The organism is Actinoplanes flavus (assembly GCF_017592555.1).
GTDB lineage: Bacteria > Actinomycetota > Actinomycetes > Mycobacteriales > Micromonosporaceae > Actinoplanes > Actinoplanes flavus.
This window is the reverse complement of the sequence record NZ_JAGFNS010000001.1, coordinates 161,448-183,093: the sequence shown is the minus strand read 5'-3', so window position 1 is coordinate 183,093 and position 21,646 is coordinate 161,448. Positions and strand designations below refer to the sequence as shown.

Sequence of the window (21,646 nt, the reverse complement as noted above, 5' to 3'; positions counted from 1 at the left end):
AGCTTGAGCCCGCCTGTGCCGAACCTGGAGATCTTTCCGCCGCTGCGGGACTGGCAGCGCAAGGCGATGGTGACGTACCTGCGTCGCCGATCCGAGGACTTCATGGCCGTGGCGACGCCCGGCGCCGGCAAGACCACGTTCGCTCTGCGGATCGCGGCCGAGATGCTCGTCGACGGGACCTGCGACGCGGTCACCGTGGTGTGTCCCACCGAGCACCTCAAGACGCAGTGGGCGCACGCCGCGGCCCGGGTCGGCATCCAGCTGGACCCGCATTTCCGCAACTCGGACGTGCACTCGTCGCGGGACTTCCACGGCGCCGTCCTGACGTACGCCCAGGTCGGCATGGCGCCGGCCGTGCACAAACGGCGCACCATCACCCGGCGCACGTTCGTGATCCTGGACGAGATCCACCACGCCGGTGACTCGCGTACCTGGGGCGACGGGGTCAAGGACGCCTTCGAGCCCGCTGTACGGCGTCTCCTGCTCACCGGGACCCCGTTCCGGTCCGACGAGAACCCCATCCCCTTCGTGTCGTACGAGCGGGGCTCTGACGGTGTCCAGCGGTCCCACGCCGACTCGGTGTACGGGTACGCCGACGCCCTCCGGGACCAGGTCGTCCGCCCGGTGCTGTTCATGGCGTACTCGGGGGAGACCCGCTGGCGCACCAACGCCGGTGACGAACTGGCCGCCCGGCTGGGTGAGCCGATGACCAAGGACCTGGTGGCGCAGGCGTGGCGTACCGCCCTGGACCACCGGGGCGACTGGATGCCGCAGGTCATGCGGGCCGCCGACGCCCGGCTCACCAAGATCCGCGAGCACGGCATGCCGGACGCGGGCGGCCTGGTCATCGCGAGTGACCAGCAGTCGGCCCGGGCGTACGCGAAGCTTCTCCACGACCTCACCGGCCAGTCGGCCGTCGTGGTGCTCTCCGACGACGAGGGCGCCTCCGGGCGGATCGCCGAGTTCGCCGCGTCCGAGCAGCGCTGGATGGTCGCGGTCCGGATGGTGTCGGAGGGCGTCGACATCCCCCGCCTGGCCGTGGGGGTGTACGCGACGAGCGCCTCCACCCCGCTCTACTTCGCGCAGGCGATCGGCCGGTTCGTGCGGTCCCGGCGCCCCGGCGAGACCGCCACCGTCTTCCTGCCCAGCGTGCCGCACCTGCTGGGGCTGGCCAGCGAGATGGAGGCCCAGCGCAACCACGTCCTGGGCGCGCCGAAGGACCCCGACGGCCTGGACGACCAACTGATCGAGCGGGCGCAGAAGTCCGAGGACGCGCTGGGCGACCTGGACAAGAAGTTCGAGGCGCTGTCCGCCACGGCCGAGCTGGATCAGGTGATCTACGACGGCACCTCGTTCGGTATGGCGGCCCGGACCGGCACCCCCGAGGAGGCCGACTATCTGGGGCTGCCCGGCCTGCTCACCCCGGACCAGGTGACCACCCTGCTGAACAAGCGGCAGCAGGAGCAGATGGCGGCCGCGTCGAGGCGGCAGGCGGAAGAGGCGAGGAACCAGGAGCCCGCGACCCGGGAGCCGGTCGTGCCGATGAGCGCGGGCGAGCGCCGCAACAGCCTGCGCCGTCAGCTCAACACCCTGGTGGCGGCGCATCACCACCGGACCAACCTGCCGCACGGGAAGATCCACGCGGAGCTTCGCCGGATCTGCGGCGGGCCGCCCAGCGCGCAGGCCACGATCGAGCAGCTGGAGGAGCGGATCGCGACGATCCAGACGTTCTGATGTAAAGAGGACTTGACGTCAAGTCGACTTAACATCATCATGGACGCATGACCACGACGCTGATGGATCGATTCGTTCGCTGGAACCTCGACTTCGACGGTGACCTCTACGGCCGCGACGAGCGCGAGCGCCTGCGGTGGTACGAGGCCGTCACCGTCGCCTTCCAGCTCCAGGCCATCGTCGTCCCGTGGACGGCCACCGCCCTGGTCTGGACCGTCGGCGAGCCGGTCGCCTGGCCGCTGCTCATCCTGCTCGCCGTCTTCCTGGTGCCGATCGGCTTCAGCTCGATCTACGTGCAGAGCCGCCGGGTCGACACCACGCCGCGGGTGTGGAGCGGCAAGCGCCTGCTCATCTCGACCCTGCTGGGCGCCCCCTATGTGGCGTTCGGGGTCGGTTTCCTCTACCACGCCTACCCGGAGTCGGACGTCTGGCGTTCGGCCCTCATCGGCTCGCTCATCGGCCTCGCCGCCGGTGCGGTGATCCAGGCCGTGCAGACCCGCCGCGTGCGCCGCCGGGACGCGCTGCTCGTCGGGGACGACGACTGATGGCCCCGGTGCGGGCGGCCGAGTCCGACGGCACGACCGGCGCCCGGATCCGGGACGCCCGCAAGGCGGCCGGGCTGACCCAGCAGAGCATGGCCGCCGAGATCCAGGTGAGCCGGCAGACCGTCATCGCGATGGAGACCGGCGACTACGCCCCCTCGGTCTACCTGGCCATCAAGGTGGCCCGGGCGCTGGGTGTCACCGTCGAGGACCTCTGGGGCCACTGAGCCGGGCACAGCAGAGAGGGCGCTCCCTGCAGGGGAAGCGCCCTCTCTTCGTCACACGTATCGGTTGGGGGACCGCTGCTAGTTGCTGGAGTTCGACATCATGTCCGCGCCGCGCCAGGTGAACTCGGGATCGGCCGCGTACTGCACCGCGATCTTCACCAGGTCCTCGGCGTACCGGTTGGCGTGGTGGCCGCAGAACACCAGCTCTCCACCACCCGCCAGGGTCAAACGGAGCTTCCCGGCTGCATTGCAGCGGTCGCACCGTTCATCGGCTGCGGGGCCGGCCAGACTTCCGGCCGGCGGCGTGAGGGTCGGGGTCATCGCCTTCCTCCTCTGTTCGTCACCGATGAACATGTTCCTCGGCTACTGCTCACACATCGTGCAACACCCTGCACCGTTGCAGCCTTCCCAAGGTGCCCCGGGGGGACCAGGGTCACACGTTGGTTCCGGCTAGTGTGCCGTGATCCAAGGGTGCCACGTCAACGATCACTTCTGCACAACGGTCTGATCACCACCCGTTGATGTACGGGTGGTGACCAATCGGACACGCAATGTTGACCAAAGGTCCTAGTCGAGGTAGTCGCGCAGAACCTGCGACCGGGACGGGTGACGCAACTTCGACATCGTCTTCGACTCGATCTGCCGGATCCGCTCCCGGGTCACCCCGTAGACCTGGCCGATCTCGTCGAGCGTGCGCGGCTGGCCGTCGGTCAGGCCGAACCGCAGCCGGACCACGCCCGCCTCCCGCTCGGAGAGCGTCTGCAGCACCTGCTGGAGCTGATCCTGCAGCAGCGAGAAGGAGACCGCGTCGACCGCGACGACCGCCTCCGAGTCCTCGATGAAGTCACCGAGCTGGCTGTCGCCCTCGTCGCCGATCGTCTGGTCCAGCGAGATGGGCTCACGCGCGTACTGCTGGATCTCCAGCACCTTCTCCGGCGTGATGTCCATCTCCTTGGCCAGCTCCTCCGGGGTGGGCTCGCGGCCCAGGTCCTGGAGCAGCTCGCGCTGGATCCGGCCGAGCTTGTTGATCACCTCGACCATGTGCACCGGGATGCGGATGGTGCGGGCCTGGTCGGCCATGGCGCGGGTGATGGCCTGCCGGATCCACCAGGTGGCGTACGTGGAGAACTTGTAGCCCTTGGTGTAGTCGAACTTCTCGACGGCGCGGATCAGGCCGAGGTTGCCCTCCTGGATCAGGTCGAGGAACGCCATGCCCCGGCCCGTGTACCGCTTCGCGAGCGACACGACGAGCCGCAGGTTGGCCTCGAGCAGGTGATTCTTCGCCCGCTCGCCGTCCCGGTTGATCCACTTGAGGTCGCGCTCGAAGTTGCGCTCGAGCGCCTCCTCGCCCTCCTCGGCGGCCCGCAGGCGCTCGGCGGCGTACAGGCCGGCCTCGATCCGCTTGGCGAGCTCGACCTCCTGCTCCGCGTTGAGCAGCGGAACCTTGCCGATCTGCTTGAGGTAGGCGCGGACCGAGTCGGCGGAGGCGGTGAGCTCCGCGTCCCGGCGGGCCTGCTTGAGCGCCTCGGACTCCTCGTCGTCCCACTCGAAGTCGCCGTCGGTGGCCGAGCTGGCGGCGTCGGTGGCGGCGGCCGCGACCATGGCGGGCGGCTCCTCGACCACCACGTCCTCGATCTCGGCGGCCAGCTCCTCGGGATCGATCTCCTCGCCCTCGGGGCCCTCGCCGGGCTTGGCGGCCTTGGCCGGGCCGGCCTTGGCGGCGGTCACCTTGCGGGCCGGAGCGGCCTTGGCGGCCGCGGCGGTGGCCTTGCGGGCCGGAGCGGCCTTGCGCGCGGCGGCCGGGGCGTCGCCCTCGGCGGCCGGGGCGGCCTGCTTGGGCGCCGGCGCCGCCTTCTTGGCCGGCGCGGTCTTGGCGGTGGTGGCACGCGACGCCGGGGTGGTGGCGCGAGCCGCCGCCACCTTCGGCCGGCGGGTGCTGGCCGATCCGTCGACCACGACGGTGATGCCGGCGTCCACCAGAGCCCGCAGGATCTTCTTGGCCTGCGCCGGGTTGACCGCGGCTGACTCGAGCGTGTGCGCGACCTGTGCCGAGGTCAGTTGCCCGCCAGCACCCTGCGCATGGGTGATCAAGGCCTCGGTGAGAGAGCGAACGTCGGCACCGTTCTGGTGGGCTTCTGTCACGAATGACCTTCCGGAGGCGATGAGATAGGGCACGGCCAGGTCCAGCGCAGCACGCGGGGGCGAGTGTCGCCGGAGTCGGTTTGGGGACCCCCGGGTCACGGACCGTCCCGGTGGTCGGTGTCCGTGAAGCGGGTGCAGGGGTGAATTGTAGCGCCGCTTACCGAGATCCTCCGCCCACAGCACGCCGCCGGGGGCCGACGACCTCGTCAGAGACGCCTGGCGAGAGAATGCTATCGGCGGAAAGGACCCATACGTGAGCGAGATTCCGGTGGCATCGACACCCGATGAGTTGTTGGTCCTGGCGGTCCGAGTGGCCCGGGAGGCGGCCGGCACGGCCCGGCGGATGCGCGCCGCGGCGATCGGCGACGTCGAGACCAAGAGCACCGACACCGACGTCGTCACGGCGGCGGACAAGGCGGTCGAGCGGCAGGTCGTGGAGGCGCTGCTGGCCGAGCGGCCCGGCGACGGCGTGCTCGGCGAGGAGTACGGCGACTCCGCCGAGGTGGCGCCCGGCGCCGTCCGGTGGATCCTCGACCCGATCGACGGCACGGTGAACTACCTGTACGGACTGCCCCAGTACGCGGTCTCGCTGGCCGCCGAGCGGGACGGCGAGGTGGTGGCCGGGGTGGTCGTCAACGCGGCCACCGGCGACGAGTGGACGGCCACCCGGGGCGGCGGGGCGTGGCGGGCCGGGCGGCGGCTCAGCGGCTCGGTGCGCACCACGCTGGACCAGTCCCTGGTCGGCACCGGGTTCGGCTACGACGCGCGGCGACGGGCCCATCAGGGCGCCGTGCTGGCCGGTCTGATCACCCGAGTGCGTGACATCCGGCGATTCGGTGCGGCGTCCCTGGACCTCTGCATGGCCGCCGAGGGGCAGCTGGACGCGTACTTCGAGAAGGGTCTCAACGCGTGGGACCACGCGGCGGGCGGGCTGATCGCGGCCGAGGCCGGTCTCACCGTGGCCGGGCTGGCCGGCGCGCCGGCCGGCCGCACGATGCTGGTGGCCGCGCCGCCGGCGATCTTCCCGGCCCTGCACGACGCCCTGGTGGAGCTGGACGCGGCCGGTGGCCCGTGACGGCCTACTCCGGGTCCTTGGTCGCCTCGACCGGCTTGACGCAGGCGCCCGGCGGGAGGGTGGGCTCGCCCACCTCGACCAGCGACTGGTTGACCTCGGTCGTGGTGGCCAGCTGCTGGAACTGGTCGCCGATGACGATGTCGATGACGTCGCCCTTGCGCTTGGCGTTGTAGACCATCTTCGACTGGGCCAGGAAGTACGCCCGGATGAGCTGGGCCTTGCCGGCCGCGTCGGGGCCGAACCGGACCTCGGCGACCCCGTTGAACTTGGTCTTGCTCTTGCCCGGGTCCTGGACGGTGAAGCGCCGGTTCTTGAACTCGGTGGTCACCTGATCGGCCAGGCCGGCCCGGTTGGTCCCGTTGAACACCTTGACGGTGATCTCGGCCGGATCGTCCGGGAGCCGCATGTCGGCCAGCGGGGCGCCGGCCGGGCAGTCGCTGCCGTTCGCGGTGTTGCGCTGCGTGTCCCGGAAAAGGGCGACGACGACGAACACGATTGCGGCCACGGCGAGCACGCCGACGACGACGAGCGCTCGGACGCGGGCAAAGCTCATGGGGCAGGCTCCAGGATCGGACGGCGGGCCCGGGTGAGGCGCCCGGACCTGTCGAGAGGTTAGCGTCTGTCCGCCAGGGGCTGGGAAACAGGGAATGCTTCCGGCGCGTTGACGATGATCCAGAGGCTGGTGCCCCTACTTTGATGTCGCCTCAGTCACATCGGGAACAATGTGCCGCCAGAGCGCGTACAAGCCTGCCGCGACAGGGGTAAGGTTCCGCGCCCGGCAGACCGGTTTCTGGTGTCAGAAATCGTCCACCGAAACAGGGAACCGAAACCTTGTCATCGGCGTTACAAACGCCAAAGTGACACATCGATACAGGAGAGTGAAGACCGATGGCCACCGACTACGACGCACCGCGTCGCGATGAGGTCGACCTCGGCGAGGACAGCCTCGAGGAGCTCAAGGCCCGTCGCGCCGACTCGCAGTCGGGCGCAGTGGACGTCGACGAGGTCGAGGTGGCGGAGAGCTTCGAGCTGCCCGGCGCCGACCTCGCCGACGAGGAACTCACCGTGAAGGTCCTGCCGATGCAGACCGACGAGTTCCGCTGCTCCCGCTGCTTCCTCGTGCACCACCGGAGCCAGCTGGCGACGGAGCGCAACGGGGAGCTGATCTGCCGCGAGTGCGCCTGACGCACTCGCGCGCAGGTCGCGTCACCACCCGGTCGCGGTCTCCGCGGTCGGGCCCACGGCGTTCCCGCCGCTGTTTGACACGGGGTTTGACCCTGGGGCGTGACCGGGCACTGACAGGCCGGTGACGACCACGGGAAGGACGACGATGAGCCATCCGGATCGCGCGACCGAACCCGGCGCCGAGATCGAGCCCGTCGTGCCCCGTGCTCCGGAGGCGGTGGGCCGCACCGTCGCGGCCCTCACCGCCGACGACCTGGAGCAGGGCGGCCGGCGCCGGCTGCTCGGCCGGCTGGCCGGGCAACTTCGCGGGCGGGGGATCGGCCGGGTGTTCCGGCCGCGGGCGGCACTGCGGTGGGTCGCCGACACGGTCGCCGATCTGGCCCCGCACGTGCCGATCAGGGACCGCGAGACGCTACGCCGGCACTTCCCCGGCATGGACGACGGGGAGCTGGCCGAGCGCCTGATCCGCAACGCCGCCCGGGCCACCGCCGGGGTGGGCGCGGCCGGTGGCGGCATCGCCTCGGTCGAGTGGGTCGCCGCCCCGACCCTGCTCTCGGTGCCGGTGCTGCTGGCCACCGAGACGGTCGCCGTGGTGGCGATCGAGATCAAGTTGATCGGGGAGCTCCACGAGCTGTACGGCCGGCCGATCACCGGCGACGCCGGCGAGCGTGCCCTGCGCCTGATCGAGGCGTGGTCCGGGCAGCGCGGTGTCAACCCCATGGTGCCCGGCGTCGGGGTCGCCACCGTGCTCAGCACGGCGTCCCGCAGCGAGTTGCAGAAGTCGTTGATGAAGCGGTTCGGCCGGAACCTGACCACGCTGGGGCCGATGCTCACCGGCGCGGTGGTCGCGAGTTACCTGAACCGGCGGGCCACCCGGGCGGTCGGCGACAAGGTGCACGACGACCTGCGGAGGAAGGCCCTCAGGACGCCGCCCGCTCGGCCCGCGCTCGGCCGCTGACCTCGAGCAGGGCGGTGGCCAGCTCGACCGGGCGCCGGGTGCTGACCACCCAGAACGGGGTCGGGTCGGCCGGGTCGTCGAGCAGCACCTGCACCGCCGGGCCGATCCAGGCGCGCTGCACCACGAAGGCAAGCGGGTGCGAGCCGACACCCAGCGCCTCCCGCTTGCCGGCGGCGTCCAGCGCCACCACGCCGGAGATGAACTCGACCGGCAGCCGGGCGTCGTCCACCCGGAACTCCTCCGGTGTCACCTCGACGCGCAGCCGGTTCAGCGGGAGCAGCAGCAGGACACCGAGCGGGGGCAGCACCACGAACGGCAGCCAGGCGGGCAGCGCGGGCACGCCCAGGACCATCTCGACGGCGAGGATCGCGGCGGCGGCGAGAGCGGCGGGCCAGGCCCACCACGGCAGGCCGAGGCGTTCCTGATGGGCCGCCACCGTGCGGACCGGGGACTCGGGTGTCACCCTCGAAGGGTACGGCGCGCCTCCGTGGCGGGGCGCGGCAGGATGGCAGGGTAAGTGCCGCCCGCAGTGCCCGTGCCAGTGAGGAACCCCGACGTGACCGACGTGAACATCCAGGTCCTCCGGATCGACCCGGACCTGCCCGTACCGGCTTACGCCCACCCCGGGGACGCCGGCGCGGACCTGTTCGCGGCCGAGGAGGTGGAGCTCCTCCCGGGCGCCCGGGCGAAGGTGCGCACCGGGATCGCGATCGCCCTGCCGGACGGCTTCGCCGGCCTGGTGCACCCACGCTCCGGGCTCGCCGCGCGCCTGGGCGTGACGGTCCTCAACGCGCCCGGTACGGTCGACGCCGGCTACCGCGGCGAGATCCTGGTGAACCTGATCAATCACGATCGGCACAACACCGTCAAGATCTCCCGGGGCGACCGGATCGCCCAGCTCGTCGTTCAGCGGGTGGAGCGGGCGGTGTTCCAGCAGGTGGACACGCTCGACGACACGGCGCGGGGCGCGGGCGGGCACGGTTCGACCGGCGGCCACCAGGCCCTCTGAGCCCCGAAGAGAAGGAAAGGCTGGCAGTGATGTTCTCCCGTAAGCGTGGTGCCGCGAAGCACGTCCGGGCGGCCGACGCGCCGCCCTCCAAGGCGCTCGCCGACAGCCTCGCCTCCGACGGTGCGGCCCCGGCGCCCGAGTTCGGGCCGTGGGACGCCCAGCACGCCCCGGCCGGGGTGCGGCGGCTCGATCTGGGCAGCCTCCAGATCCCCGCGCTCGACGGCGTCGAGGTCCGGGTGCAGGCCAACCCGGACGGCAGCGTGGAGCAGGTCGTCCTGGTCGACGGCGAGAGCGCCCTGCAACTCGGGGTGTTCGCCGCGCCGCGTACCGAGGGCATCTGGGTCGAGGTGCGTGAGGAGATCGCCCAGGCGATGGCCGCGGACGGGGTCACCCCGCGCGAGGTCCAGGGACGGTACGGCGTCGAGCTGCTGGCCCGGGTGAACACCCCGGACGGCCCGGCGGACGTCCGGTTCGTCGGCGTGGACGGGCCCCGCTGGATGGTCCGGGCGCTGTTCCAGGGCGCGGCCGCCTCCTCGCCGGAGAACGAGGGCGTGCTCGGCGCGGTGCTCACCGGTCTGGTCGTGGTCCGGGACAACGAGCCCCGCCCGGTGCGCGAGCCGCTGCCGCTGCGCCTGCCGAAGGAGATGGCCGAGCAGGGCCAGGCCGCGGCCGATCGGGCGGCCAACGGCAACCAGCTGGGGTGACCTAGATCACCGGGGCGTCGCGGTTGTAGCGTGGACGTCCGGCACACGCGCACACTGCGTCGCGTCGACGAAGGGTGACGGCGAAGTCATGACGACCGAAGAGCGCACCGGACTGCGCCGGTTCCTGGACCGGTTGACCGCGACCGACTCCGAGCTGGACGCGAGGGAGCTGCAACGGGACAGCGCCAAGTGCGGCGCCGTCCCGGCGGGCGACTGCCGGCGTGGCCAGGTCGTCTCGGTGTCGGGACGACTGCGGACGGTGGCGTACACTCCTCGCACCAACCTGCCGACGCTCGAGGCCGACCTCTACGACGGCAGTGACGTGGTCACGCTGGTCTTCCTGGGGCGCCGGTCCATCTCCGGCATCGAACCGGGGCGTCAGCTCACCGCGCGAGGCCGGATCGCGATCCGGGACGATCGCAAGGTGATCTACAACCCCTACTACGAGCTGGAGGCGCCCCGGTGACATCCGGAAGCGAGCCGCGCCACGTCGCGCACGAGTCGGTCGAGGAGCGGCTCTCCGCGATGTTCGACTCCGCCGAGGAGAAGATCGCCGAGGAGATCATCGCGGATCACGACCTCCACGAGATGAAGCCGGCCGGGAAGCCCGACGACGAGGAGCCGCTCCCGTCGATGAGCGAGCAGATCGCCGAGCAGCTCGGCGGTGTCCGCGGCCTCGTCGAGTCGAGTGTTCCGGTGCTCGCCTTCGTCCTGCTCAACGTGCTGCTCGGCGAGTCCGTGGCGGGGCTGGAGAAACGGACCGCCCTACTCTGGGCGATCATCGGCTCGGTCGGTTCGGCGCTGGCCATCGGCGCGGTGCGGCTGGCCCGCCGGCAGCCGGTCCGGCACGCGGTCAACGGCCTCTTCGGCATCGCGCTCGGCGCCTGGCTGGCCTGGCGCAGCGGCGACGCCAAAGACTTCTACCTGCCCGGCATCCTGCTGACCTTCGGTCAGGCGGCGGTGCTGCTGGTGTCGGTGGCGTTCCGCAAACCCCTGATCGGGTACGCCTGGGGCATCATGGCCAACAAGGGCAAGCAGGACTGGTTCGGCAACGGCCGGCTCTTCCGTACCTTCCAGTGGTTGACCGTGCTCTGGGCGGTCTCCCTCACCACCCGCGCCGGCATCCAGGCGGTCCTCTACGCGATGGACAAGGCGAACGCGCTCGGCATCGTGCGCATCCTGGTGAGCTGGCCGATCTACGCCGCCACGTTCGCCTTCACCGTCTGGGCCATCCACCGGGTCACGTCGGCCCAGCGCCGGGACACCGCCGTCGCCTAGTCGCCCGGGCCCAGCACCACGGCGCGGACCTGGTCCTCCACCTCGGCGGTGCACACGAAGATCAGCTCGTCGCCGGCCTCCAGCGGATCGTCCGGGGTCGGCACCACCACCCGCTTGCCGCGCAGGATGGCGACCAGGGCGGCGTCGCGCGGCATCGGCACCGAGCGGACCGGCTGGCCCTCGTAGGGCGCGTTCCGCGGCAGAGTGATCTCCACCAGGTTCGCCTCGCCCTGCCGGAAGGTCATCAGCCGGACCAGGTCGCCGACCGTCACCGCCTCCTCGACCAGGGCGGCCATCAGGCGGGGCTTGCTCACCGCGACGTCGACACCCCACTGCTCGTTGAAGAGCCACTCGTTCTCCGCCCGGTTCACCCGGGCCACCACCCGGCCCACCGCGAACTCGGTCTTGGCCAGCAGCGACACCACCAGGTTGGCCTTGTCGTCGCCGGTGGCCGCGACCACCACGTCACAGCCGGCCAGGTCGGCGTCCTCCAGGCTGCTCAGCTCGCAGGCGTCGGCGAGCACCCAGCGGGCCTCCGGCACCCGCTCCGGGCACAACTGCCGGGGCTGCCGCTCGATCAGCATGACCTCGTGACCGTTGCCGATCAGCTCCTGGGCGATGGACCGGCCCACGTTGCCGGCGCCGGCGATGGCGATCCGCACGATCAGTTCCCTTCCTTGTCGGCGCCCTGGGCGATGTCCAGCACCTGCTCCACGGTCTCGTCGGTGACCAGCATGTAGACCTGGTCGCCGTCCTGCAGGACGGTGGACGGCACGGCGAGCGTGCCCACCCCGAAGCGGGCCAGGTACGCCACCCGGGCGCCGGTCCGGTCCTCCAGCGACTTGACCGTGCGGCCGACCCAGTCCCGGTGCAGCGGCGTCTCCACGATGCTGATCACGCTGGTCGGGTCGCGGAACACCTCGATGCGGTCGGCGGGCACCAGGAACCGGTACATCCGGTCGGCGGCCCACCGGATCGTCGCGATCGTCGGGATGCCCAGCCGCTCGTAGACCTGCGCGCGGCGGGAGTCGTAGATCCGGGCCACCACCCGGGAGACGCCGAACGTCTCGCGGGCCAGGCGGGCCGAGATGATGTTCGAGTTGTCGCCGCTGGAGACCGCCGCGAACGCGTCGGCCCGCTCGATGCCGGCGGCGCGCAGCACGTCCCGGTCGAAGCCGATGCCGTTGACCGTGACGCCGCCGAAGTTGTCCCCGAGCCGCCGGAACGCGTCGGCGTCGCGGTCGATCACCGCGACCTGGTGACCCTGAGCGTCGAGCTTCTGGGCCAGCGTCGACCCGAGCCGGCCGCACCCCATGATCACCACGTGCACGGTTCGTGCCTCCCCTTCCAGGACCTACCTCGAGCTGCTCCCGGCCGAACGTTAGCGGTCGGTCTCCACCGTCGGGACAAGGCTCACCGTGAGCCTGCCATGCCCGTCGGCCGGGCGCTGTCCGGGGCGGGCCGCAGGACGAAAGGGCCGCCCGTACGCTTGGCACTCGTGGCAAGTACCACCTCTCTAGCCAAACGGCTGCTCCTGGGCCGGCCGTTCCGCTCGGACAAGCTGCAGCACACGCTGCTGCCCAAGCGGATCGCCCTGCCGGTCTTCGCGAGCGACGCGCTGTCCAGCGTGGCGTACGCGCCCGACGAGATCCTGCTGACGCTGTCGATCGCCGGCGCCGCGGCGTACGCCTTCTCGCCATGGGTGACGCTGGCCGTCGCGGTGGTGATGGTGACGGTGGTCGCCAGCTACCGGCAGAACGTGCACGCCTACCCGTCCGGCGGCGGCGACTACGAGGTGGCCACGGTCAACCTCGGGCCGAAGGCCGGGCTCGGCGTGGCCAGCGCGCTGCTGGTCGACTACATCCTCACGGTCGCGGTGTCGATCTCCTCCGGGGTGAGCAACCTGGGCTCGGTGGTCCCCTGGGTCGCCACCCACAAGGTGCCCATCGCCATCCTCGCGATCGTCCTGCTCAGCGCGCTCAACCTGCGTGGCCTGCGGGAGTCCGGGGCGGCCTTCGCGGTGCCCACCTACCTGTTCATCGTGGTCATCGTCGGCATGATCCTCATCGGGGTGTTCCGGGTCTTCGTGCTCGGCGACGACCTGCGGGCGCCCAGCGCGGACCTGACGATCGACGCCGAGGAACACCATCTGACCCAGATCGGGTTCGCCTTCCTGCTGCTGCGGACGTTCTCCTCGGGCTGTGCCGCGCTCACCGGCGTGGAGGCGATCTCCAACGGGGTGCCCGCCTTCAAGAAGCCGAAGAGCAAGAACGCGGCGACCACCCTGATGCTGCTCGGCGGGCTCGCGATCGTCATGCTCTCCGGCATCATCCTGCTGGCCCAGCGCACGAAGTTGCAGTACGTGGAGGACCCGCTGCTGCAGATCGTGCCGAACGCCGCGTCCGAGGGCTACGTCCAGAAGACGGTCACCACGCAGCTCGCCGAGACGGTCTTCGGATCCGGTTCGACCATGCTGTACGTGGTCGGCGCGGTCACCGCCCTGATCCTCTTCCTGGCCGCGAACACCGCCTTCAACGGCTTCCCGGTGCTCGGCTCGATCCTCGCCCAGGACCGTTACCTGCCCCGCCAGCTGCACACCCGCGGCGACCGGCTGGCCTTCAGCAACGGCATCCTCTTCCTGGCGGGCGCCGCCATGGTGCTGATCGTGGCCTTCGAGGCCGAGGTCACCCGGCTGATCCAGCTGTACATCGTGGGCGTGTTCGTGTCGTTCACGCTGTCCCAGGCCGGCATGATCCGGCACTGGAACCGGCACCTGCGGACCCAGCGCGACCCGCTCCGGCGCCGGCAGATGATCCGGTCCCGGGCGATCAACACGTTCGGCATGATCCTCACCGGCGCGGTGCTCATCGTCGTCCTGATCACCAAGTTCCTGCTCGGGGCCTGGATCGCGATCGCCGCCATGATCGTGATCTACGGGCTGATGGTCGCCATCCACCGGCACTACACCCGGGTCGCCGAGGAGCTCAAACCCACCGACGAGCGTCCCGTGCTGCCGTCCCGCAACCACGCCATCGTGCTGGTCAGCAAGGTGCACCAACCGACCCTGCGTGCGCTCGCCTACGCGCAGGCCACCCGGCCGGACACGCTCACCGCGGTCACCGTCAACGTCGACGACAACGACACCCGGGCCATCCAGGCCGAATGGGAACGACGGCAGTTGCCGGTCGCGCTCACGGTGGTCGACTCGCCGTACCGGGAGATCACCCGGCCGATCATCGACTTCGTGAAGAACACCCGGCGCGCGTCACCGCGCGACGTGGTCACCGTCTTCGTCCCGGAGTACGTGGTGGGCCGCTGGTGGGAGAACCTGCTGCACAACCAGAGCGCGCTGCGGATCAAGGGCCGGCTGCTGTTCGAACCCGGCGTGATGGTCACCAGCGTGCCGTGGCAGCTCCGGTCCAGCCAGGACCGCGACCTCGACCGGATGGACCGGGGGCTCACCCGGGCACCGGCCCGTGGACCGCGCATCCACGACGAGGAGGAGACGCCGCGATGACCGGTGCGATCGCCGACGACCTGGTCGAGGGGGACCGGGTCGAGGTCACCGTGGGCGCGCCCGCGCACGGCGGGCACTGCGTCGCCCGGCTCGGCGGCCCGCACGGACGGGTGATCTTCGTCCGGCACGCCCTGCCCGGCGAACGGGTCACCGCCGAGATCACCGAGCTGCACCGCGGCTACCTGCGGGCCGACGCCGTGGAGATCCACGAGCCGTCCCCGGACCGGGTCACCCCGCCGTGCCCCTACGCCCATCCGGGCGGGTGCGGCGGCTGCGACCTCCAGCACGCCTCCGGCGAGGCCCAGCTGCGGTGGAAGGCCGAGGTGGTCCGGGAACAGCTGGTCCGTCTGGCCGGCCTCGACCCCGACGGCGTTTTCGTACGGGTGGAGCCGCTGCCCGCGAAGGATCCGCTGCTCGGATGGCGGACCCGGGTGCGGTACGCGGTCGACGCGGCCGGGCGCCCCGGGCTGTTGCAGCACCGGTCGCACCAGGTGGTGCCGATCGACCGCTGCCGGATCGCCCATCCGGCCATCCAGGACCTGGACGTGCTCGCCCGGGACTGGCCCGACACGGACGCGGTGCAGACCGTCGCCTCCACCGGCGGGGACGTCGCGGTGCTGGGCCGCCCGTCCGGCACGGCCGGCCCCGCCCACGGCGACGACCTCGGTGAGGCGCCGGAGGGCGGCCCGCTGATCCGGCTCGCCGGACCGGCCGAGGTCACCGAGCAGGCGGCCGGGCGGGACTGGCGGATCCCGTCGCAGGGCTTCTGGCAGGTCCATCCGCAGGCCGCGGACACCCTGGTCACGGCGGTCCTCGAGATGCTGCGGCCGGCCGCCGGCGAGACCACCTGGGATCTCTACGGGGGCGCCGGCCTGTTCGCCGCCGCGATCGCCGGCCGGACCGGGGCCCGGGTGACCGTCGTCGAGTCGTCCCCGGCCGGGGTGGCCGCCGCCCGCGCCAACCTGGCCGACCTGCCCCACCTGGACGTCGTCGAGGCCCGGGTGGAGACGGCGCTGTCCCGGCGCCGCGTCACCGGCCCGGTCGACCTGGTCGTCCTCGACCCGCCGCGGGCCGGCGCCGGCGCCCGGGTGGTCCGGGCCGTCGCGGCCGCCCGTCCGCGGGCCGTCGCCTACGTGGCCTGCGATCCGGCCGCCCTGGCCCGGGACCTGAAGACGTTCCGTGCCGAGGGCTGGCGGGTCGAGAGGGTGCGGGCCTTCGACTGCTTCCCGATGACCCAGCACGTCGAGTGCGTGGCCCACCTGACCCCACCCACCGCCCGGTAACCGACTGGCCCAGCGGAACCGGGCGGCCCGTGCGGCGTCAGCCGCCCCAGCGGCACCGGGTGGCCCGTGCGGCGCTAGCCGCCCGGGCCGGACCGTGCGGCGCTAGCCGCCCGGTCAGGCTGGACCACCGATCTCAGCCCGGCGGGGGCGGCACCGGCGTGACCCGGCAGGGAGGTCGCGTGGAGCCGGCGGGACGGGGTGGATTCGGCGGGTGCGTTCCACCCCGTACCGATGAAGGGCTTTAGGGGTTGGCTCGTTCTGCGGCGGTTACCGCGTTGCGGAAGAGCATGGCGACCGTGGTCGGGCCGACGCCGCCGACGCGGGGGGTGATGGCGCCGGCCACCTCGGCGCAGGACTCCTCGACGTCCGGCAGCAGGCGGCGGCCCTCGTAGCGGACGCCGGCGCCGATGACGACCGAGCCGGGCTTGACGTGTTCGGGCTTGACGATGCCGGGGACGCCGGCCGCGGCGATCAGGACGTCGGCCCGCTGGGTGTAGCGGGGCCAGTCCTTGACGCCGGTGTGCACGACGGTGACGGCGGCGTTGGCGGTCGGGCGTTTCTGGGCCAGCAGCATGGCGAGCGGTCGGCCCAGCGTGGCGCCGCGGCCGAGGATGACCACCTCGCGGCCGGAGATCTCGATGCCGTGGAAGGCGAGCAGCGCCTCGATGCCGGCCGGGGTGCAGGGGAGCGGGCCGGGCAGGCCGACGGCGAGCCGGCCCATGTTGAGCGGGTGCATGCCGTCGACGTCCTTGTCCGGGTCGAGGGTCTGCAGGGCCGCGTCGTAGTCCAGGTGGGCCGGGATCGGGTACTGGATGAGGACGCCGTGGACGCCCTTGTCGTCGTTGAACTCGGCGATCACCTTGAGCAGGTCGGCCTGGGTGACGTCACCGCTGAGGTGCCGGTGTGGGGAGGAGAAGCCCAGCTCGGCGGCCTGCTTCTGCTTGATCCGGATGTAGCCGGCGCTGGCGTCGTCGTCACCGACCAGGATGGTGGCGAGGCTGGGCTGGATGCCGCGGTCCTGGAGACGTGCGACACGTGCGCGGACGTCGTCGAGGACCGATTCGGCGACCGGGGCGCCGGGCAGAAGACGTGCGGTGGACATGTGGACTCCTCGTGCGGGGAGCCCAGGCGGTCGACTCCTCGTGACGAGCTCCCCGATGGTTGGACCATCCCCGTGCCGCCAGTCGCTGTGTGCCCTCCAGGATGCCCGAAGGTCGCGCCGGAGAACCAGCCGGGGGTCCGATTCGCGCCGGTCGGCGGAGGTCCCGGTTGGGTGGAGGACTACGTTCCAATTGTGTGGAGGATTGGTGACGGTCCGTTCGCTCAAGTCGCGGCGAAGCGGGGCACGGATAGACTCTGCCCTCATGAGTGACTCCCCCTCGACCCCGGCCGGCCTGCTGAGCAGCATCACCGAACCCGGTGATCTCAAGCGACTGACCGCGGAGCAGTTGACCCTGCTCGCGGCCGAGATTCGTGACTTCCTGGTGGCCAAGGTGTCCCGCACCGGCGGTCATCTGGGTCCGAACCTGGGCGTGGTCGAGATGACCCTGGCGACGCACCGCGTCTTCGACTCCCCGCGCGACAAGATCCTCTTCGACACCGGCCATCAGGCGTATGTTCACAAGATCGTGACCGGCCGGCAGGACGGCTTCGACCTGCTCCGCCAGCGCGGTGGCCTGACCGGCTACCCGAGCCAGGCGGAGAGCGACCACGACCTGATCGAGAATTCGCACGCCTCCACCGCCCTGTCGTACGCGGACGGCCTGGCCAAGGCGTTCACCCTGCGCGGCGAGGACCGGCACGTGGTGGCGGTCGTCGGCGACGGCGCGCTGACCGGCGGCATGTGCTGGGAGGCGCTGAACAACATCGCGGCCACCCGCAACCGCCTGGTGATCGTGGTCAACGACAACGGCCGCTCGTACGCGCCGACCATCGGCGGCCTCGCCGACCACCTGTCCACGCTGCGCCTCAACCCGGGCTACGAGAAGGTGCTCGACCTGGTCAAGGACGCGCTGGGCCAGACCCCGGTGGTGGGCAAGCCGGTCTTCGAGGTGCTGCACGCGGTCAAGAAGGGCATCAAGGACGCGATCAGCCCGCAGCCGATGTTCGAGGACCTGGGCCTGAAATACATCGGCCCGGTCGACGGCCACGACCAGCAGGCCATGGAGTCGGCGCTGCGCCGGGCCAAGGGCTTCAACGCCCCGGTCATCGTGCACGCGGTCACCAGGAAGGGCTACGGCTACCGCCCCGCCGAGCAGGACGAGGCGGACTGCCTGCACGGCCCGGGCAGCGCGTTCGACGTGGAGACCGGCAAGCTGCTGGCCGCGCCGACGCTCAAGTGGACCAAGGTGTTCTCCGAGGAGCTGGTCCGGATCGCCGACGAGCGCCCGGACATCGTGGGCATCACCGCGGCGATGGCCGAGCCGACCGGCATCGCGGCGCTGGCGAAGAAGTACCCGGAGCGGACGTACGACGTGGGCATCGCCGAGCAGCACGCGGCGACCTCCGCGGCCGGTCTGGCGATGGGCGGGCTGCACCCGGTGGTGGCGGTCTACGCGACCTTCCTGAACCGGGCCTTCGACCAGGTCCTGCTGGACGTGGCGATGCACCGCCTGCCGGTGACCTTCGTGCTGGACCGGGCCGGGATCACCGGGCCGGACGGGCCGAGCCACTACGGCATGTGGGACATGAGCGTCTTCGGCGTGGTCCCGGGGCTGCGGATCGCCGCCCCGCGGGACGCCGCCACCCTGCGTGAGGAGCTGCGCGAGGCGGTCGCGGTCGACGACGGGCCGACCATCGTGCGGTTCCCGACCGGCTCGGTCGCCCCGGACACCCCGGCGCTGCGCCGGGTGGGTCAGGTCGACGTGCTGCGTGAGGGCGACCGCGAGGACATCCTGCTCGTCGCCGTCGGTTCCTTCGTGGGCCTGGCGCTGGACACCGCGGAGCGGCTCACCGAGCAGGGGTACGGAGTGACCGTCGTCGACCCGCGCTGGGTCCGCCCGGTGCCGATCGAGCTGACCGGTCTGGCCGCCCAGCACCGGGCCGTGGTCACCCTGGAGGACGGCGTTCGCACCGGTGGTGTGGGTGACGCGGTGGCCAGCGCGCTGCGGGACGCCGGCGTGACCACCCCGCTGCGGGACTTCGGTGTGCCGGCCGCGTTCCACCCGCACGGCAGCCGCGCCGAGATCCTCACCGCCCTGGGCCTGACCGCGCAGGACATCGCGCGGGACGTGACCGAGTGGGCGTCGAGCCTTGAGGCGAGCATTCCCGTTACATAATTGTTACCTTTGATGGATGAGCGCTGACCCCGCTTCCAGCGGACCGGTCGTCATCGACCTGGGGCTGGAGCGAGGTGAGCCGGAGACGTACCACCGGCCGGAGCGGCGGACCACGCCGCTCTGGCTCGGTCCGGCCCTCCTCGCCGTCCTGCTGCTCTTCTCGGTCGCGGCCGCGGCGCCGCCGCCCGGCCCGCCGCTGTCCGAGCTGCTCCGGCTGGCGATCAGCCCCGGCGACCCGGACACCCTGACCAGCGACGGCCGCCTGGTCGTCCAGCGGGCCGGCGAGCTGAGTTCCTACGACCTGGAGACCGGCGACCGGCAGTGGCGGGTCGCGCAGGACATCCCGGTCTACCGGTTGCGCACCGGCGGCGGCCAGGTGCTGCTGCGCCCCTGGGCGCCCGGCCGGGGCGAACCCGGGACCACCGCGGTGTCCCTGCGGACCGGCGCCCTGACCTGGCACCACGAGCGCAACGTGATCACCTTCCCGGGCGACGACCTGATGCTCGCGGTCGAGGGCGTGCGCAGCCTGTCCGGCAACGGCCGCCGGGTGGAGAAGTGGATCGAGATGCTCGATCCGGCCGCCGGGGCCGCGCGCTGGCGGCTCTGGGTGCCGTCCACCGCCGTGCTGCTCGCCGTGCCCGGCCCGCCCGGTGGGCCCGGCCGGCTGCTGCTCGTCCGGGACGACCTGACGGCCCAGCTGTACGAGGTGGCGACCGGCACCCCGTTGGCCGCGCAGCGGATGCCGGCCGCCAACTACGACCCGGACAACCCGGTGGTGGCCGGTGGCCTGGTGCTGCTGCGGCACCCCGGGCCGTCCGGGATCGAGATCTCCGCGTACGACCCGCTGACCCTGCGGCCACTGTGGACCCAGCCGGCCACCGGCACCCGGGAGATCCAGGCGTGCGGGCCGCTGGCCTGCCTCATCGGGCTGGACGGGGTGCGGGCCATCGACCCGGCCACCGGCGACCAGCGGTGGCACCGGCCGGGCTGGCGATCCGTCGAGGAGTCCGGCGCCGGCCTGATCGCGTACGCCGACGGCCCCGAATACCCGGCCGGGGTGGTCGACGCCCGGACCGGGCGACTGCTGGTCGACCTGACCGGGTGGCGGCCGGTCGGCGGGGCGGCCACCGGCGGGGAGCTGCTCGTGACCCGGGAGATCGGTCCGGGTCCGCGTACCATGGTCGCCGTCGCGGCCCCGGGCCTGCCCCATCCGCGCCTGCTCGCCGAGCTGCCCACCGGCACCGGGGAGTGCCAGACCGCCCCGGAACGGCTGATCTGCCGGTCGGTGTACGGGGAGTTGGTCGTCTGGGCGTACCGGCCTCTGACGGCGTGAACGAGGAGGGCGCGGCGTGACGTTGATCGAGCTGGACCGGGACGCCCCGCTCGATCCGGAACCGGCCCGCCGCACCCCGCCACCCTGGCGCTACCGGCACCTCGGCCTGATCCTGTCCGCCGTGCTGGCCGTGACCCTGGGTGGTGCGGCCCTCCCGGGCGGCACGTTCTGGCGCTATCTGGGCCTGATCCCGGCGTCGGCCGGCACCGACGCGCCGATCCAGCTGGCCGGTGGCCGCCTCTTCACGGTCACCTCGTCCGGTCAGGAGCGGACACTGACCGCCTGGGCGCCGAAGCCGGAGCCGTACCGGATGTGGAGCGCCGCGCTGCCGGTCAGCGTGAGCTACGACCCGGTGAGCAACATCTTCGGGCCGGTCTCGGTCCGGGCGGCCGGCGGGGCGCTGCTGGTCACCGACGGGCCGGGAACGACCACGGCCCTGGACCCGGAGGACGGGCGGACCCTCTGGACCTCGGCGGGCCGGATCACCACGGCCGGCGACACCGCGTTCACGGTGGAGCGGATCTTCCGGCCCGGCACGCTCTACGACCAGGAGTCCGGCGACCCGGGCATGCTCTACTTCTCGGCCGACGGGCAGCCGCACACCGAGCCGCCGGTGCGCACCGAGGTGCGGGGCCTGGACCTGTCCACCGGGGAGGCGCGGTGGACCGTCACGTCGCCCGGCTCGGTCACCGCCGACCCGGTCGCGGGTTCGCCGCGGGCCGTCCTGGTGACCGCCTCCGACCGGCTCACCCTGCTGGACGCGGCGACCGGCCGGGTGCTGCGCGAGAAGCCGTTGCCGCAGGTCGACGGCGCCGGGCCGAGCACCGCGTCGGTGCTCGGCGACCTGGCGCTGGTCGGCTACCAGGGCGTGGGCGTGCAACTCGGCTACGACGCCCGCACGCTGGAGCGCCGGTGGAAACGGGAGATCGCCGACGACCCCGCCCCGGCCGACTGCGACGGACTGCTCTGCTCCCGCGACAAGGACCAGACGGCCGTGCTGGACCCGGCCACCGGCGAGCCGACATGGTTCGTTCCGGCGAACATGCGCCTGATGGTGCGGGCCGGCGGGGTGCTGTTCGCCGACGGGGAGACGGGCGCCCCGTCCTACCTGGTCGACCGGGGCAGCGGAGCGCCGCGGGTGAGCCTGCGGGACTGGACCGAGGCGGTCGACGGCCCGCCCGAGCGGATGCTGCTGCTGCGCCGCTACGAGCATGGCGGCGGGAAGACGTTCGGTGTCGTGCTGCCCGGTCGGTCCGAAGTCACGGTGCTCGGGACGACCGGCTTCCCGGGCAACGAGTGCGTCGGTGACGATCGATACGTAGTCTGTCGGGACACCGGTGGCCTGCGGGTCTGGGCGTACCGGGCCTGACCGTTTGCGGAC

At 72.0% G+C, this 21,646-nt stretch carries 22 protein-coding genes and 1 riboswitch; of the genes, 15 read left to right on the top strand and 7 right to left on the bottom strand.

From position 1 onward, the window contains the following. The first annotated feature begins 3 nt into the window (after positions 1-3). The 3 genes from J5X75_RS00880 to J5X75_RS00870 are packed head-to-tail and all read left to right on the top strand — an operon-like array spanning position 4 to position 2,503. Positions 4-1,734, top strand: coding sequence for a DEAD/DEAH box helicase (locus J5X75_RS00880; protein ID WP_208465199.1), 1,731 nt, complete (start codon positions 4-6; stop codon positions 1,732-1,734). A 47-nt stretch (positions 1,735-1,781) separates the two neighbouring features. Next, positions 1,782-2,279, top strand: a complete 498-nt coding sequence (locus tag J5X75_RS00875) for a hypothetical protein (protein WP_208465197.1) — start codon at positions 1,782-1,784, stop codon at positions 2,277-2,279. Next, positions 2,279-2,503 carry a helix-turn-helix transcriptional regulator gene (locus J5X75_RS00870; RefSeq protein ID WP_208465196.1) on the top strand — a complete coding sequence of 75 codons (225 nt, stop codon included), beginning with the start codon at positions 2,279-2,281 and terminating at the stop codon, positions 2,501-2,503. The genes J5X75_RS00875 and J5X75_RS00870 overlap by 1 nt, the downstream gene beginning before the upstream one ends. Before the next feature lie 78 nt (positions 2,504-2,581). On the opposite strand, the gene J5X75_RS00865 is transcribed toward J5X75_RS00870, so the two are convergent. Together J5X75_RS00865 and J5X75_RS00860 are read right to left on the bottom strand one after the other, a co-directional pair. Beyond that, positions 2,582-2,824 carry a DUF7455 domain-containing protein gene (locus tag J5X75_RS00865; RefSeq protein WP_183216247.1) on the bottom strand — a complete coding sequence of 81 codons (243 nt, stop codon included), beginning with the start codon at positions 2,822-2,824 and terminating at the stop codon, positions 2,582-2,584. 246 nt (positions 2,825-3,070) lie between these two features. Beyond that, on the bottom strand, positions 3,071-4,645 hold the full coding sequence (locus J5X75_RS00860; RefSeq protein WP_208465195.1) for an RNA polymerase sigma factor: 1,575 nt from the start codon (positions 4,643-4,645) through the stop codon (positions 3,071-3,073). A 253-nt stretch (positions 4,646-4,898) separates the two neighbouring features. On the opposite strand from J5X75_RS00860, the gene J5X75_RS00855 reads away from it, so the two are divergent. Continuing rightward, positions 4,899-5,720 carry an inositol monophosphatase family protein gene (locus J5X75_RS00855; RefSeq protein WP_208465194.1) on the top strand — a complete coding sequence of 274 codons (822 nt, stop codon included), beginning with the start codon at positions 4,899-4,901 and terminating at the stop codon, positions 5,718-5,720. 4 nt (positions 5,721-5,724) lie between these two features. Here J5X75_RS00855 and J5X75_RS00850 read toward each other — a convergent pair whose 3' ends face one another. Continuing rightward, positions 5,725-6,273: a LytR C-terminal domain-containing protein gene (locus J5X75_RS00850; protein WP_208465193.1), complete on the bottom strand. Its 549-nt coding sequence runs from the start codon at positions 6,271-6,273 to the stop codon at positions 5,725-5,727. A gap of 335 nt (positions 6,274-6,608) precedes the next feature. Between J5X75_RS00850 and J5X75_RS00845 the strand changes: the two genes are divergently transcribed. Continuing rightward, complete coding sequence (locus J5X75_RS00845) at positions 6,609-6,905, top strand: DUF4193 domain-containing protein (RefSeq protein ID WP_014446959.1); 297 nt, start codon at positions 6,609-6,611, stop codon at positions 6,903-6,905. A gap of 145 nt (positions 6,906-7,050) precedes the next feature. Further along, positions 7,051-7,863 carry a hypothetical protein gene (locus J5X75_RS00840; RefSeq protein ID WP_208465192.1) on the top strand — a complete coding sequence of 271 codons (813 nt, stop codon included), beginning with the start codon at positions 7,051-7,053 and terminating at the stop codon, positions 7,861-7,863. On the opposite strand, the gene J5X75_RS00835 is transcribed toward J5X75_RS00840, so the two are convergent. Continuing rightward, positions 7,826-8,326, bottom strand: a complete 501-nt coding sequence (locus J5X75_RS00835; RefSeq protein ID WP_208465191.1) for a DUF3093 domain-containing protein — start codon at positions 8,324-8,326, stop codon at positions 7,826-7,828. The genes J5X75_RS00840 and J5X75_RS00835 overlap by 38 nt on opposite strands. 93 nt (positions 8,327-8,419) lie before the next feature. On the opposite strand from J5X75_RS00835, the gene dut reads away from it, so the two are divergent. From dut to J5X75_RS00815, 4 genes are all read left to right on the top strand, one after another. Continuing rightward, positions 8,420-8,872, top strand: coding sequence for a dUTP diphosphatase (dut, locus tag J5X75_RS00830; protein ID WP_208465189.1), 453 nt, complete (start codon positions 8,420-8,422; stop codon positions 8,870-8,872). 29 nt (positions 8,873-8,901) lie between these two features. Next, positions 8,902-9,576 carry a DUF3710 domain-containing protein gene (locus tag J5X75_RS00825; protein ID WP_208465187.1) on the top strand — a complete coding sequence of 225 codons (675 nt, stop codon included), beginning with the start codon at positions 8,902-8,904 and terminating at the stop codon, positions 9,574-9,576. 88 nt (positions 9,577-9,664) lie between these two features. Continuing rightward, positions 9,665-10,042 carry an OB-fold nucleic acid binding domain-containing protein gene (locus J5X75_RS00820; protein WP_208465185.1) on the top strand — a complete coding sequence of 126 codons (378 nt, stop codon included), beginning with the start codon at positions 9,665-9,667 and terminating at the stop codon, positions 10,040-10,042. Beyond that, positions 10,039-10,854, top strand: a complete 816-nt coding sequence (locus J5X75_RS00815; RefSeq protein ID WP_208465183.1) for a DUF3159 domain-containing protein — start codon at positions 10,039-10,041, stop codon at positions 10,852-10,854. The genes J5X75_RS00820 and J5X75_RS00815 overlap by 4 nt, the downstream gene beginning before the upstream one ends. On the opposite strand, the gene J5X75_RS00810 is transcribed toward J5X75_RS00815, so the two are convergent. Both J5X75_RS00810 and J5X75_RS00805 read right to left on the bottom strand, forming a co-directional pair. Then, the gene (locus J5X75_RS00810; protein ID WP_208465182.1) at positions 10,851-11,516 is read right to left on the bottom strand and encodes a potassium channel family protein; all 666 of its coding nucleotides are present in this window, start codon (positions 11,514-11,516) and stop codon (positions 10,851-10,853) included. The two genes, J5X75_RS00815 and J5X75_RS00810, sit on opposite strands and share 4 nt — an antisense overlap. Positions 11,517-11,518: 2 nt before the next feature. After that, entirely contained in the window at positions 11,519-12,184 is a 666-nt protein-coding gene (locus J5X75_RS00805; protein WP_208465180.1) for a potassium channel family protein, read from the bottom strand. Positions 12,185-12,352: 168 nt separating this feature from the next. On the opposite strand from J5X75_RS00805, the gene J5X75_RS00800 reads away from it, so the two are divergent. Then, on the top strand, positions 12,353-14,371 hold the full coding sequence (locus J5X75_RS00800) for an APC family permease (RefSeq protein ID WP_208465178.1): 2,019 nt from the start codon (positions 12,353-12,355) through the stop codon (positions 14,369-14,371). Continuing rightward, complete coding sequence (locus J5X75_RS00795; RefSeq protein ID WP_208465176.1) at positions 14,368-15,654, top strand: class I SAM-dependent RNA methyltransferase; 1,287 nt, start codon at positions 14,368-14,370, stop codon at positions 15,652-15,654. Before J5X75_RS00800 ends, J5X75_RS00795 begins: the two co-directional genes overlap by 4 nt. 241 nt (positions 15,655-15,895) lie before the next feature. Here the strand turns inward: J5X75_RS00795 and J5X75_RS00790 are convergent, their stop codons facing one another. Continuing rightward, a complete protein-coding gene (locus J5X75_RS00790) occupies positions 15,896-16,756 on the bottom strand; it encodes a bifunctional 5,10-methylenetetrahydrofolate dehydrogenase/5,10-methenyltetrahydrofolate cyclohydrolase (RefSeq protein WP_208465175.1) in 861 nt (286 codons plus the stop codon). A gap of 13 nt (positions 16,757-16,769) precedes the next feature. After that, positions 16,770-16,852, bottom strand: a riboswitch (ZMP/ZTP riboswitch). 166 nt (positions 16,853-17,018) lie between these two features. Between J5X75_RS00790 and dxs the strand changes: the two genes are divergently transcribed. From dxs to J5X75_RS00775, 3 genes are read left to right on the top strand one after another with little or no spacing between them, the layout of a single operon-like run. After that, entirely contained in the window at positions 17,019-18,932 is a 1,914-nt protein-coding gene (gene dxs, locus J5X75_RS00785; RefSeq protein ID WP_208465174.1) for a 1-deoxy-D-xylulose-5-phosphate synthase, read from the top strand. Between the two features lie 16 nt (positions 18,933-18,948). Next, entirely contained in the window at positions 18,949-20,265 is a 1,317-nt protein-coding gene (locus J5X75_RS00780) for an outer membrane protein assembly factor BamB family protein (protein WP_208465173.1), read from the top strand. A 16-nt stretch (positions 20,266-20,281) separates the two neighbouring features. Further along, a complete protein-coding gene (locus tag J5X75_RS00775) occupies positions 20,282-21,634 on the top strand; it encodes an outer membrane protein assembly factor BamB family protein (RefSeq protein WP_208465172.1) in 1,353 nt (450 codons plus the stop codon). Positions 21,635-21,646: the final 12 nt, after the last annotated feature.